Origin of the sequence: Actinocorallia longicatena (genome assembly GCF_039534125.1) — a bacterium.
GTDB classification, from domain to species: domain Bacteria; phylum Actinomycetota; class Actinomycetes; order Streptosporangiales; family Streptosporangiaceae; genus Actinocorallia; species Actinocorallia longicatena.
In genome coordinates this window covers 441,911-454,440 of the sequence record NZ_BAAAUV010000005.1, presented here as the reverse complement: position 1 = coordinate 454,440, position 12,530 = coordinate 441,911, and the positions used below count along the sequence as shown (strand labels likewise).

At 73.4% G+C, this 12,530-nt stretch carries 14 protein-coding genes; 3 read left to right on the top strand and 11 right to left on the bottom strand.

Annotated elements, in window-relative coordinates; translation table 11 throughout:
• The first annotated feature begins 44 nt into the window (after nucleotides 1-44).
• Nucleotides 45-1,283, top strand: a complete 1,239-nt coding sequence (locus ABD785_RS12955) for a VCBS repeat-containing protein (protein ID WP_344826798.1) — start codon at nucleotides 45-47, stop codon at nucleotides 1,281-1,283.
• Here ABD785_RS12955 and ABD785_RS12950 read toward each other — a convergent pair.
• The gene (locus ABD785_RS12950; RefSeq protein ID WP_344826793.1) at nucleotides 1,252-2,394 is read right to left on the bottom strand and encodes an ROK family transcriptional regulator; all 1,143 of its coding nucleotides are present in this window, start codon (nucleotides 2,392-2,394) and stop codon (nucleotides 1,252-1,254) included. The two genes, ABD785_RS12955 and ABD785_RS12950, sit on opposite strands and share 32 nt — an antisense overlap.
• Before the next feature lie 73 nt (nucleotides 2,395-2,467).
• Between ABD785_RS12950 and ABD785_RS12945 the strand changes: the two genes are divergently transcribed.
• Nucleotides 2,468-3,724 carry a Gfo/Idh/MocA family protein gene (locus tag ABD785_RS12945; RefSeq protein ID WP_344826790.1) on the top strand — a complete coding sequence of 419 codons (1,257 nt, stop codon included), beginning with the start codon at nucleotides 2,468-2,470 and terminating at the stop codon, nucleotides 3,722-3,724.
• Between the two features lie 14 nt (nucleotides 3,725-3,738).
• Here the strand turns inward: ABD785_RS12945 and ABD785_RS12940 are convergent, their stop codons facing one another.
• The gene (locus tag ABD785_RS12940; RefSeq protein WP_344826787.1) at nucleotides 3,739-4,323 is read right to left on the bottom strand and encodes a TetR/AcrR family transcriptional regulator; all 585 of its coding nucleotides are present in this window, start codon (nucleotides 4,321-4,323) and stop codon (nucleotides 3,739-3,741) included.
• A gap of 62 nt (nucleotides 4,324-4,385) precedes the next feature.
• On the opposite strand from ABD785_RS12940, the gene ABD785_RS12935 reads away from it, so the two are divergent.
• On the top strand, nucleotides 4,386-5,279 hold the full coding sequence (locus ABD785_RS12935) for an NmrA family NAD(P)-binding protein (protein WP_344826783.1): 894 nt from the start codon (nucleotides 4,386-4,388) through the stop codon (nucleotides 5,277-5,279).
• On the opposite strand, the gene ABD785_RS12930 is transcribed toward ABD785_RS12935, so the two are convergent.
• From ABD785_RS12930 to ABD785_RS12890, 9 genes are read right to left on the bottom strand one after another with little or no spacing between them, the layout of a single operon-like run.
• The gene (locus ABD785_RS12930; protein ID WP_344826779.1) at nucleotides 5,261-5,830 is read right to left on the bottom strand and encodes a GMC oxidoreductase; all 570 of its coding nucleotides are present in this window, start codon (nucleotides 5,828-5,830) and stop codon (nucleotides 5,261-5,263) included. The two genes, ABD785_RS12935 and ABD785_RS12930, sit on opposite strands and share 19 nt — an antisense overlap.
• 33 nt (nucleotides 5,831-5,863) lie before the next feature.
• On the bottom strand, nucleotides 5,864-6,769 hold the full coding sequence (locus tag ABD785_RS12925) for an ABC transporter substrate-binding protein (protein WP_344826776.1): 906 nt from the start codon (nucleotides 6,767-6,769) through the stop codon (nucleotides 5,864-5,866).
• A 1-nt stretch (nucleotide 6,770) separates the two neighbouring features.
• Nucleotides 6,771-7,865, bottom strand: coding sequence for an LLM class flavin-dependent oxidoreductase (locus ABD785_RS12920; protein ID WP_344826771.1), 1,095 nt, complete (start codon nucleotides 7,863-7,865; stop codon nucleotides 6,771-6,773).
• Nucleotides 7,855-8,514, bottom strand: a complete 660-nt coding sequence (locus ABD785_RS12915) for an LLM class flavin-dependent oxidoreductase (protein WP_344826767.1) — start codon at nucleotides 8,512-8,514, stop codon at nucleotides 7,855-7,857. Before ABD785_RS12915 ends, ABD785_RS12920 begins: the two co-directional genes overlap by 11 nt.
• Before the next feature lie 9 nt (nucleotides 8,515-8,523).
• Complete coding sequence (locus ABD785_RS12910) at nucleotides 8,524-9,036, bottom strand: hypothetical protein (RefSeq protein ID WP_344826764.1); 513 nt, start codon at nucleotides 9,034-9,036, stop codon at nucleotides 8,524-8,526.
• Nucleotides 9,033-9,725 carry an ABC transporter ATP-binding protein gene (locus ABD785_RS12905; RefSeq protein WP_344826759.1) on the bottom strand — a complete coding sequence of 231 codons (693 nt, stop codon included), beginning with the start codon at nucleotides 9,723-9,725 and terminating at the stop codon, nucleotides 9,033-9,035. Before ABD785_RS12905 ends, ABD785_RS12910 begins: the two co-directional genes overlap by 4 nt.
• On the bottom strand, nucleotides 9,722-10,567 hold the full coding sequence (locus ABD785_RS12900; RefSeq protein WP_344826756.1) for an ABC transporter permease: 846 nt from the start codon (nucleotides 10,565-10,567) through the stop codon (nucleotides 9,722-9,724). The genes ABD785_RS12905 and ABD785_RS12900 overlap by 4 nt, the downstream gene beginning before the upstream one ends.
• Complete coding sequence (locus ABD785_RS12895; RefSeq protein WP_344826754.1) at nucleotides 10,564-11,553, bottom strand: NrtA/SsuA/CpmA family ABC transporter substrate-binding protein; 990 nt, start codon at nucleotides 11,551-11,553, stop codon at nucleotides 10,564-10,566. Before ABD785_RS12895 ends, ABD785_RS12900 begins: the two co-directional genes overlap by 4 nt.
• Nucleotides 11,554-11,563: 10 nt before the next feature.
• On the bottom strand, nucleotides 11,564-12,514 hold the full coding sequence (locus ABD785_RS12890; RefSeq protein WP_344826751.1) for a substrate-binding domain-containing protein: 951 nt from the start codon (nucleotides 12,512-12,514) through the stop codon (nucleotides 11,564-11,566).
• Nucleotides 12,515-12,530 lie beyond the last annotated feature (16 nt).

Below are 12,530 nucleotides of genomic sequence, written 5' to 3'. Positions count from 1 at the left end.
GTCTAAGACTGCACCCATTCCCCGCCGCAGATCGCAGGTCGTCCATGCGCAGAAGAACCGTCCTCACGGCGGCGGCCCTGGCCGCCGCCGTCACCGTCCCCGCCCTCCCCGGATCCGCCTCCGCCGCACCGCGTCCGGCGAAGCCCTACGACTTCAACGGCGACGGCCGCAGCGACCTGGTCGTCGGCGCCCCGATCGAGGACCTGTCGGAGGAGTCCGCCGCTCCCGGCCTGGTGACCGTGCTGTACGGAAAGCGGACGCAGCGCATCACGCGCGACAGCAAGGGGCTGAAGCGGCTGAAGCTCGGACGGGGGTTCGGCACGGCGCTGGCCGCCGCCGACCTGGACCGGGACGGCTACGCCGACCTGGCGATCAGCGACGGCTCCACCGGCCTCGCGATCCTCTACGGGTCGAGGAAGGGCCTCGGCCCCCGCGCGGTGAAGCGGGCGCTGCCCCCGGACGGCTACCCGCAGCTCCTCGTCGGGGACTTCTCCGGCGACCGCAGGCCCGACCTCGTCGCGCCCTCCCGGACCGGCTTCCGCGTCTTCGCCAACGGCGGCAGGGCGTGGAAGGACGTGAAGCTCTCCGCGGACGGCCTCTACAGCGGCACCGCAGGCGACTTCGACGGCGACGGCAGGGACGACCTCATCGCCCTGCGCGGCTCGATCAACGACGGGGCGTCCTTCCTGCTCAGGGGCACGCGGAAGGGGCTGTCCGCGCCCGTGCCGCTCCGGCTGAAGAACGCCTGGAACGGCCGGTCGGCCGATTTCAACGGCGACGGGCGCGACGACTTCGCCGGCGGAACCGACGGCGGCTCCAGGATCCAGGTCCTGCTCTCCCACCGTGGCGGGCTCGCCGCGCCGACGGGCTTCGACCAGGGGACGCCGGGCGTTCCCGGCGCGGCGGGCGGCGTGTTCGGCTCCGCCCTGGCCGCCGGTGACGTCAACGGCGACGGCTACGCCGACCTCGTCGTCAGCGACCACGAGGAGAGCGTCCGCGGGAAGCACTCCGGCATGGTCCTCATCGTGTTCGGCGGCAGGAAGGGGCTGCGGACCAGGAGCGTCCAGGTCCTCACCAAGGCGACCAGGGGCGTGCCCGGCTCCCCCGCCGACGGCGACGGCTTCGGCAGGGCGCTCGCGCTGGTCGACCTCAGCGGCGACCGCCGTCCCGAACTGGTCGTCAACAGCAACAGAAGGCTCTACGTCTTCGCCAACCGCAAGGGCCGGATCACCACGAAGGGCCTCCGGAACCTCACCTCGCCCGGGCCGCTGCTGCTCCCCTAGGGGGCCTGCGGTTCAGGGCCGACTCGACGTGGCCGAGGGCCAGGCGGACGGCGCCGAGGGCGACCCCCTCGTCGCCGAACGCCGAGACCCTGATCTCCGGCGTGCGCAGGCACCAGCGGTCCAGCTCGCGCCGGAGCGGTTCGACGATCAGGTCGGCCGAGCGGGAGAACCCGCCGCCGATCACGACCAGTTCCGGGTCAAGGGTCAGGACCAGCGCCGACGCTCCCACCGCGAGATCACGTACATAGCGATCGACGGCCTCGGCCGCCTCACGGTCCCCCGAGCGCGCCGCGGCGAAGACGTCCGCGACGGCTCCGGGGGCCGTCCAGGCCTTCAGATGGTTTCGGGCGCGTGACCAGCCCGCCGCGGGCAGCGCCCCGATCTCCCCCGCGGCGTTGGCGAAGCCCCGGTGGAGCCTGCCTCCGATGATCAGCCCGGTGCCGGTGCGCAGGCCCGCCAGGAGGAACACCACGTCCTCGGCATCGCGTGCGACGCCCGTCCAGGACTCGGCGAGCGCGGCCAGCCTGCAGTCGTTCTCGACCAGGACGGGGCCCTCGACCAGGCGGCCCAGATGGGCCGCGAGGTCCACTCCGGTCCATTCCGGCAGCGCCTCGGAGAGCGTCACCCGGCCCGCGCCGTCGACCAGGCCCGTGGTCGCCACGCCCGAGGCCCAGATCGTGGAAGGTGCGCGGCCCGCGGCGGCCAGGACCCCGTTCACGGCGTCGTCCACGGCGGCCAGCCGCTCCCGGCGCCCCAGCCCGGGACCGACCGCGACCCGGCGGGTGTGCAGCACGGCGCCGTCGAGGTCGGCGACCTGGGCGAGGATCTTGTGACCGCCGACGTCGACGCCCAGGACCCGGCCCGCGTCGGCCCTGAAACGGTAGCGGCGGGCGGGACGCCCCACGCTCCCCGCGGTCGGCTCCGCCTCGCCGACCCAGCCGCGTTCGCGCAGCTCGCGGACCACGTCCTCGGTCGAGGCCCGGGACAGTCCTGTGCGCCTGGACAGCTCGGTCAGCGTGAGCGCCGGTCCCCCGCGCAGCACCCCGATGACCGCCAGGCCGTTGAGGTGCCGGAGCGTGGAGAGGTCGCCCCCGGCCAGATCTTCGGTCACCGGTCTCCCTTGAGATTCCGCGTCGCCGTGCCTAATAATGATGGAGTCCAGTGTAACTAACCGGAAGGATCCCATGTCCCGGGTGAGCCTGGCCGTCGTCGGCGCCGGACTGCGCGGCCAGACCTACGCACGGCACGCGGTCGCCTCCGGCGCCGGGCGGGTCGTGGCGGTGGCCGAGCCCGACCGGCACCGGCGCGAGAGCGCCGCCGCCGAGTTCGGGCTCCCGCCCGAGCGGGTCTTCACCGGCTGGGCCGAGCTGGCCGGTGCGGGACGGCTCGCCGACGCGGCGATCATCGCGACGCAGGACCGGATGCACCTCGAACCCGCGGTGCGGCTGGCCGATCAGGGCTACCACCTCCTGCTGGAGAAGCCGATGGCGACCAGCGACGCCGAGGCCGCCCCGATCGCGGAGGCCGCCGAGCGCAACGGCATCATCCTCGCGGTCTGTCACGTGCTGCGGTACACCGTCTACACCCGTGCCCTGAAGCGGCTGCTGGACGAAGGGCGGATCGGGCGGCTGGTGAGCGTCCAGCACCTGGAGCCGGTCGGCTGGTGGCACCAGGCCCACTCGTTCGTGCGCGGCAACTGGAACAGCCGGGAGACCTCCGCGCCGATGCTGCTCACCAAGTCCTGCCATGACATCGACTGGCTGATCCACCTGTTCGGGCGGCCGCCCGTCCGGGTCAGCTCGTTCGGCGGGCTGGCCCATTTCACGCCGTCGCAGCGCCCGGAGGGAGCCGCCGACCGCTGCCTGGACTGCCCGCTCGAGCCCTCCTGCCCCTACTCCGCCAAGCGCCTGTACCTCGGCTGCCTGTCCGATCCCGAGCGGCACTTCTGGCCGCTCGGCGCCGTCACCGCCGGACGCACCGAGGACGACGTGCTGGCGGCGCTGCGCACCGGCCCCTACGGCCGCTGCGTCTACGCCTGCGACAACGACGTCTTCGACCACCAGGTCGTCAGCATGGAGTTCGCGGACGGCGCCACCTGCTCGTTCACGATGACCGCCTTTACCCCGATGGAGCATCGCAAGACCCGGCTGTTCGGCACGCACGGCTGCGTCGAGGGCGACGGCCGGACGCTGCGCGTCACCGACTTCCGGACCGGCGCCGAGGAGGTCGTCGACACGGCCACCGAGGCGGGCCCCTCGGCCGCCGACGGCCATGGCGGCGGCGATGAGGCACTCACCGAGGCCTTCCTCGCGGCCGTCGCCTCCGGTGATCCCTCGCTGCTGTCCAGCGACGCCGCGACCAGCCTCGCCACCCATCGCGTGGTGTGGGCCGCCGAGCACGCCAGGACCACCGGCACGGTCGTCCGGCTCGACGCGGTCTGACCGGCCGCCCGCGCTCACTCCTGCGCGTCCGGCCGGAATCCCGCCAGGGTGAAGCGGATGAGCCGGTCGGAACGGTCCGGGCCGCTCTGCTCGCGGGTCCAGGCGGCCGCGCTGGTGAGGGCGAGGACGTCCTCGCCGGTGACGTCGGAGCGGAGGACTCCCGCCTCCCTGGCCCTGGCGATCAGGCCGTCGCCGTACCCTGCCATGCGCACGCACGAGTCGTGGAGCTCGGAGGCCTCGTCGTCCAGGCCTCCGGCCAGCATCGCCGCGAGCCCGCCGTAGCGGGCCGAGTGCTCGGCGACCGCGCGGATCCAGCGGGCCGGCCCCTCCTCCGGCGGCCCCGCCAGCAGCTCGTCGCCGAGACCGAAGATCTCCTCGTTGCGCTCGCGCACCAGCGCCCCGACCAGCGAGCGGCGGGTCGGGAAGTGGCCGTAGAGGGTGCCGATCGCCACCCCGGCCCTGCGCGCGACCAGCTCCAGTGACGCCTCGACGCCCTGCTCGGCGAAGACCGCGTCGGCCTCGGCGAGGATCTTCTCGCGGTTGCGCAGGGCGTCGGCGCGGGGACGGCGGGCCGGGCTCATCGGCATGATCCCTTCCAAGTCGAGGCATCCTCGAGTTACTGTTCTCGAGGATGCCTCAGTTTAACGGACGGGAGATCGTGATGATTCTGGTGACCGGGGCGACGGGCTCCATCGGCGGCTTCCTGGTGCGGGACCTCCGGCGGGCGGGCGTCCCGTTCCGGGCGATGGTCAGGGACGAGGCGAAGGGCAGGGCGCTCGGCTGCGCCTTCGTCGTCGGCGATTTCGACGACCCCGGCTCCGTCGCCCGCGCCATGGAGGGGGCCGACCGGCTGTTCCTCAACGCCGGAGGGGCGGTTCCCGTGCCCGGCGAGCAGCCGATGGTCCGGCAGCAGAAGACGGCCGTCGACGCGGCCGTCAAGGCCGGGGTGTCGAAGGTGGTGAAGGTGTCGGTCTGGAACGCCAGGCCGGGCGGGCGGCTGGCCGAGGGCGCCCACTGGGAGATCGAGGAGTACCTGAAGGCCGCCGGCCCGGCCTGGGCGATCCTCCAGCCCAGCGGCTTCATGCAGAACTTCGTCACCGGCGCCGGGGCCTTCACCGCGGGCGGCGGGCTCGTCAACGCCTACGGCGACGCCCGGGTCTCCTACATCGACTGCCGGGACATCGCGGCCTGCGGCGCCGCGCTGCTGACCGGCGACGGCGTCGGCACCCATGTCCTCACCGGACCGCAGGGGCTCACCGGCGCCGAGATCGCCCGGGCCCTGTCCTCGGCCCTCGGCGAGCCGGTCGGCCTGGTGGACCTCACCCCCGCGGAGCTCGCCGCCGCCCTCCGGGAGCAGGGCCTGCCGGAGTCCTTCGCCGACGACCTCCGCGTGCTGTCCGAGCAGGTGGCCGCCGGTTCGCTGGCGGCCACCACCCCGGCGGTCGAGGACCTGACCGGCCGTGCCGCCCGTTCCTTCGAGCACTTCCTGGCCGACGAGACGGAGGCGCTGCGGGCCGGGTTCCTCGCCGCACGGGCTCAGTCCGGAGGCCAGTAGAGGTCGGCGAGGATCAGGTCGGCGGCGCGTTCGGCGATGACGACGGCCGGGGGCGCGGGGTGGCCCCGGGTGACCACCGGGGCGGCGGAGGGGTCGGCGACCCGGAGCCCGGTGACGCCACGGACGCGCAGCCGCTCGTCGAGGACGGCGTCCGGGTCGTCCGGCGCGCCGGATCTGGCGGTCCCGGCGGGATGCGCGAGCGTCTCGGCGGTGGCCCGGACGTGCCTGGCCAGCTCGGCGTCGGTGGAGTCGGGCGCCGGCGAGCGATCCGCGGTACGGGACCGGAGCGCGTCCTGCTCGGAGATCCACAGCGCGGCGCGCAGCCCGTGGACCAGCACGGCGAGGTCCTCCGGCTCGGTGAGATGGGCCGGATCGACCAGGGGCGGATCGTCCGGGTCGGCTGAGACCAGCCGGACGGTGCCGCGGCTCTGCGGCTGAAGGACCACCGGGGAGAGCAGATAGCCGTCGCGGCCGTCGTCCTGGGGCCCGGTGCCGAGCAGGTCCCCAGATCGGGGGCGCAGAACTCCTCGTCGCGCCGCCGACCACCACATAGTCGTACCTGGACATGGAACGGCCCGCCTTCGCTAGTTCCGGCTCTGCTGCACGATGTCGTTGATCTCCGGGACGACCGCGTCGGCGACGCGGATCTCGCGGTCGATGAGGCCGCTGGCGAAGTAGAGGTCGGCGGCGCGCTGCTGCTCGGCCACGAACTCCGCGCTGACGGGATGCAGCCCCCAGGGACGGGTGACGAGGGCGTGCTCCCACGCCTCGGCCGTCTGCCCGGGGAACAGTTCCGCGGCCTCGCGCGGATGGGCCTCGGTCCAGCGGTCGGCCTCCTGGAGCGCCTCGACGATCGCCCTCAGCTCGCCGGGGTGCGCGGCCGCCCACTCCCTGCCGGTGAACCAGAGGGACCGGTGGGTGAACAGGGTCTCGGTGGCGACGAGGTCGTGAAGCTCCGCCTCGGCCTCGACCTCACGGAGATAGGGGTAGGAGCCGACCCAGACGTCGAACTCTCCGTCGAGGAAGCGGCGGGCCGCGTCGTCGTAGACGTCGACCGGCTCGATGTCCTTCCAGGTCAGCCCGGCCTTCTCCAGCGCGAGCAGCACCAGGGTCGTCTGCCAGGAGCCGTGGCCGAGGCCGACCCTCCTGCCGCGCAGGTCGCCGGGCGAGGTGATGCCGTTCCCCCGGAGGGTCACGAGACGGCCGTTCTCGTGGCGGGGCTCGGAGATCGCGACGTAGACGATGTCGTGGCCCTTGCCCTGCGCGGTGATGGGCGGAGTGGCCCCGGTGCCGATGAAGTCGTACCCGCCGTCGAAGAGGTGGTCGCCGTGCAGCGACGGCAGGCCGAGCCTCGGGTCGACGCGTTCCCCGGACTCGAGGTCGCGCAGGTTCACCCAGGCGACGTCGGGCAGGGAGCGTTCCAGGATGCCGCGGTGCCGGAGCACCCAGAGCGAGTTGTTCTGCGGGAAGAACCCCACACGGGTCGTCATGTCAGATGCCTTTCAGGAGCGGGAGGACGTGGGCGCCGACGCGCTGCGCCTCTTCGAGATGCGGGACGCCCGCGAGGATGAGGGCGTCGGCGCCGAGGGCGATCAGCTCGTCGAGACGGGCCGCGACCTGGGCGTAGGAGCCGACGAGACCGAACGCGGGGCCGTCGCGGAGCTCGCTGAAGCCGCCCCACACGTTCGGGGCGACCTCGCGGGCGCGGAACCCGTCGCCCGCGTCGGCCAGGAAGGCCGCGGAACGGGCGACGCCGATGGAATCGCCGCCCTCACGGCCCGCCGGGGACGGACGGTTCGCCCAGCCCTGCCGGATCTCCTCCCAAGCCTCCTCCTCCGTCTCGCGGGCCAGGACGTCGACACGGACGCCGAAGCGCGGCGGGGTCTCGCTGTGCGCACGGACCTGGTCGAACTTCTCCGCGAGGGCGTCGAACGGCTCCAGCCAGGACAGGTAGTAGTCGGCGTGGCGTCCGGCGGCGGCGATCGCGGCGGGCGAGGAGCCGGAGAAGAAGATCTCCGGCAGCGGCCGGCCCGCGAGAAGCTCGGGGAGGCTCTCGTCCTCGACCTGGTAGAAGCGCCCATGGTGGGTGAAGCCGCCGGCCCACACGCCCTTGAGGACGTCGAGGAACTCCGAGGTGCGGGCGTAGCGGTCGTCATGGTCGACCTTGTCGCCCCACCAGAGCTGGGCCGGGCCTCCCCCGCCGGAGATGATGTTGAAGACGACCCGGCCGCCGGTCGCGAGCTGGAGCGAGGCGGCCATCCGGGCGGCCTGGACGGGATGCAGGAAGCCCGGCTGAAAAGCGATCATGAACCGGTAGGTGCTGGTCTCCCGGGCGAGGGAGGCCGCGGCGGCCCACGGGTCGTCGGTGTGCGGGAAGGACGGCAGCAGCGCCCCGGTGAAGCCCGCCGCCTCGGTCGTCCTGGCGACCTCGCCGATGTAGTCGAGGTGGGTGAACCCGTCGGGACGGCCGCCGCGGACGCCCGGAGCGATGCCGCCCGGCTCGAAACCGCCGCGGACGTGCGCACGGCTGCGGAGCGAGGACTGGTCGCCCTCCATGTGGACGCGCCAGTAGAGGTCAGCCGACACGGGATTCTCCGATCCGGTAGGCGTCGCGCAGCGGCTCCCCGCTCGTGACGAGGTAGATCCCGGCGCGGCCGAGATGGTCGCCGAGTTCTTCCGCCGTGACCCGCAGAGCCGCGGTCACCCCGGCCGGGAGCAGGGCCTCGATGTCGTCGGCCGGGTCGAACACGTGGACGTCGGCATGGCGGGCCGACAGCTCCAGCTCGGCGGGCGAGGTCCCCGACAGGTAGACCCGCGGAAAGGGCCCGGCGGCGAGGACGGGCCCTAGCCCGCCCTTGAGGACCGAGAAGTGACGGCCCTCGAAGCTGAAGTCCGGAGCGGTCCAGACGCCCTTGGCGACGGTCAGGAACTCCGCGGTGACGTCGGGGGCGGCGCCCGCCAGGTGCCAGCCGAACCGGCCGCCGGAGAACCGCTGGAGGGAGGCGGAGAACTTCGCGGCGTAGACCGGGGTGGAGACGCGGGGTGAGAACGCGGCGGCGGTCAGGGTGTACCGGGTGGCGCGCAGCGCCCCCGCGGCCACGACCAGGCTGTCCAGCCCGCCGGGGTCGGACGGCGCATACAGGCCGTCGAGACCGGACAGGTCGGCGCCGCGCGCGACCCGTTCCAGCAGGTCGAACGGCCCGCGGGCGGGCAGGGTCAGATGGATCTCCGTCATGGGGTCCTCTCAGACCTCGCCGAGCGGTTCGGCGGAGATCAGCGGCGGTCGGGTGCGGGGGTTCCAGTCCTGGCCGGTGGCGGCGAGGAACTCCGGTGGCGGCGGGTGGAGCGGTGCCAGCGCCTCGTCGGGCAGCAGGGTCCGCCAGGGTTCGGCGGCGGACCGCTCCGCGAACTCCTCCTTGATCGCGGCCAGCGTCTCCGGCCGCTCGATCAGGTCGAGCGCGGTGGCCGCCAGGTAACGCGCGGCCGACAGGGCGCCCGCGTGGCCGATGGCCGATCCAGCCGACGCGGTCGCCGCCGGGCCGCCGGAACCGAGCGTCGCGGTGAACGCCGAGGGGAAGCCGCCCGTGCCCCACGCGATCTCGAACCCGTGGGAGCGCAGGAGGGCGGCGGTGGCGCGGGCCGATCTCCACTCGCGCAGCGACGGCTCGGCGTACCCCCACAGCTCGTCGGCGAGACCGGTCACCTCCGCCCCCGCGACGTCGATCCACCGCCGGGCGATCTCCTTGGCCCTGCTCATACCGTGACCCCCAGGTCGGCGAGGAGGGAGCGCCGCAGCTCCGCGAAGTCCGCGGTGCCGCGGTCGCGCGGCCGGTCGAGCTCGACCCGGACGTCGGTGACGAACTCCCCGCCGCGCAGGACCAGGACCCGGTCGGCGAGGGCGATGGCCTCCTCGACGTCATGGGTGACCAGGACGACGGCCGGCCGGTGCTTGACGACCAGATCGCCGATGAGCGCCTGCATCGTCAGCCGGGTCAGGGCGTCGAGCGCGGCGAACGGCTCGTCGAGCAGCAGCAGGTCGGGTTCGCGGACGAGGGCGCGGGCCAGCGCGACGCGCTGCGCCTCGCCGCCAGAGAGCGTCGCGGGCCAGGCCAGGGCGTGGTCCTCCAGGCCGACCTCGGCGAGGGCGGCCAGCCCGGTCGGCCGCGCCCCGCGGCCCTGGCCGAGCACGACGTTGTCCACCACCCGCTTGGACGGCACCAGCCGCGGCTCCTGGAAGACCACGGTCCTGGTCCGCGGGACGAGCACCGATCCGGCGTCGGAGCCCTCGATCCCGGCGAGGATCCGCAGCAGGGTCGTCTTGCCGGTGCCCGAGGCGCCCAGCAGCGCCGTGAACTCCCCGCGACGGACCTGGAGGTCCACCCCGTCGAGCACGGCCCGCTCGCCGTACACCTTCCGCAGCCCGGTGACGTCGACGGCGAGGCTCATCGGACCGCCACCGCCTTCCGCCACGGCATGACCAGGCGCTCGGCGAGCCTGAGCACGAGGTCGGCGAGCAGACCGACCAGCGAGTACAGCAGCACGCAGACGGCCAGGACGTCGGTGCGCAGGTAGTCCTTGGCCTGGTTCATCAGGTAGCCGAGCCCCGAGGTGACGTTCAGCTCCTCGGCCGCGATCAGCGCGATCACGCTCAGCGTGGACGCCAGCCGCAGCCCGGCGAAGATCGACGGCAGCGCGCCCGGCAGGACCACCTGCCGGACGATCTGGAACGGCGAGAGCCCGAAGGTCCTGGCCGCCTCGACGACCTTCCGGTCGGTGTTGCGGACCCCGCTGTAGACGTTGATGTACATCGGGAACGTGCACGCCACCGTGATGAGGATGATCTTGGAGATCTCCTCGATGCCGAACCAGACGATGAACAGCGGCACCAGTGACAGGAACGGGATCGCCCGCAGCATCTGCATGGAGGAGTCGATCAGTTCCTCACCGAGCCGGGTGAGGCCCGCGACGGTGCCGATGACCAGGCCCGCCGACGCGCCGAGCGCCAGCCCGATCGCCGCGCGGGTCAGCGACACCCGCAGCGCCTCCTGGAGCTGGCCGTCGGCCCACAGGTCGCGGCCCGTCCGCAGCACGGTGCCGGGGCCGGTCAGCACGTCGGGCGTGAGCACCCCGGAGACGACGGCGAGCTGCCAGAGCCCGATCAGGGCCAGCGGGCCGAGCGTCCGCAGGACCGGGCCCGCCCAGCGGCGGCGCGGCCCTGACGACCGGGCGGCCCGCGGGGCGACCAGCTCCGGGGCCGGCCGGCCGGTGCCCCTGAGGACGGCCGTCATGACGCGGCCGAGACGTCGACCGTGTACTGGGCGACCTCGAGCGGGGCGGTGATGACCTTCTGGTCGAGGAAGAACTTCGCCACCGAGTCGAAGCGGGTGACGTCGGCCTGCTCGACGTTCTTGACCGGTTCGCCCTGCTCGCGGATCGCGACCAGCTTGTCCTTCAGGGCGCCGGACGCGGCCTGCGGGCCGGTCGAGGTGAAGACGTTCTGGTAGGCGGCCGGGTCGGCGATCTCCTTGGCCGAGCCCTCCTTGAGGAAGCCGAAGACGGCCTTCACGACGTCGGGGTGGGCGTCGAGGACCTTGTTCGAGGCCACCCAGAGCGCGTAGTTGTCGGACTTGATCTGGCCGCCGTCGACGAGGATCCGGGCGTCGAGGCCCGTGACGGCCGGGGCGAGGAAGGTCGAGAACGTCGCCCAGGCGTCGACCTTGCCCGAGCCGAACACGGCCGCGGTCTCGCCCGGCGGCAGGTAGACGCGCTTGACCTTGTCGACCGGGACGTTGAAGGTCTCCAGCGCCTTGAGCAGCAGGTACTCGCTGCTGCCGCCCTTGCCGACGGCGACGCTGCGCCCGGCGAGGTCGGCGACGCTCTTGATCGGCGAGCCGTTCTTGACGATGATCCCCTCGCCCGCCCGGTCCGGCGGGATGACTGCGAAGATCTTGAAGCTGGGCTTGACGGACAGCGCGGCGATCGCCGAGGTGATCGAGCCGATGGCGAGGTCGAGCGAGCCCGAGTTGATCGCCTGGGCGGCGGGGGCGAAGGTCGGGAAGTCGCCCGCCCACTGGACCCTGGCGTGCACCTTCTTGAGGGCCGCGTCGAAGCTGCCGTCCTTCTTGGCGGCCGCGAGGTAGCCGTCGTTGCCGGGGTCGGGGATCCGGACGACGACCGTCCCGGAGGCGCCGGCCTCGTCCCCGGAGGAGCCGCACGCGGCGGTGAAGGGCAGGGTCAGGGCCAGCACGAGGGGCAGGACTGCGCGAACACGCATCGGGGATCTCCTAGAGGGATTGACGGGCCGCGGCGAGGGGGGCCGGGTCGGACCAGGCACGGACGTCCACCGGGGCATCGGTGAAACCGTGGGCGAACAGGAAGCGCTCCTGCTCGGCGAGCAGGTCCAGGCGCTCGTCCGAGAGGTCGGGGTGGAGCGGCTGGTGGGCGTAGGCGGTGGCGGTGGCGGCGCTGCCCGCGCCGGTCTCGGCGGCGAGGATCCGCTGGAGCTCACGGGGCCGGGCCGCGGCCCAGTCGGCGGCGCGGAGCAGCACGGTGAGGAATCGGATGACGAGGTCGGGACGCTCGTCGAGCAGCCGCTGGTGGACGGTGATCGGCCGTGGGGTGCCGTTGTTGATCCGCGAGCGCGGGTCGGGCAGCGCGTCCAGGTCGAGGGCGACGACCGCGCCGAACCGCGCGGCCGCCTCGACGGCCAGCGCCCCCTTCACGTAGACGGCGTCGACCTCGCCGTCGCGCAGCGCCCGGAGCTCGGCCTCCCACTGGGGGGCCTCCGGTCCGGCCTTGACCTCGACGCGCTCGGCGGTGGCCAGGTCGAGGACGCCGTCGAAGCCCTTGAGCGCCATCGCCCGCCAGAAGTCGATCGCGATGTCGCGGCGCGGGACCGCCAGCCGGCCCTCCCGCCAGCGCCCGGTGTCCTCGGGACGGGTGAGGACGGCCTGGCGCTCCTCGATCCAGGTCAGGCCGAGCAGACGGGTGTCCTGGCCGCGGGCGCGCGCCCACAGTGCGGGAACGTTCCCGCCCTCGCGGAAGAGGTTCGTGAGCGTGTGGCTGAAGTGGTGCGCGGCCTCCTCGGTGCGGTCGGCGTCCTGGAGGGAGCGCACCTCGATGCCGTCGGGGCGGAACTCCCCGGCGAGCCAGCCCAGGTCAGCGGCGATGCCCGTCGCGGTGGGGACGGGACACCGGGTGAACCAGAGGGTCTGCGGAGGGGGCTGGTGCGACATGCCCCGAGCAAATCAC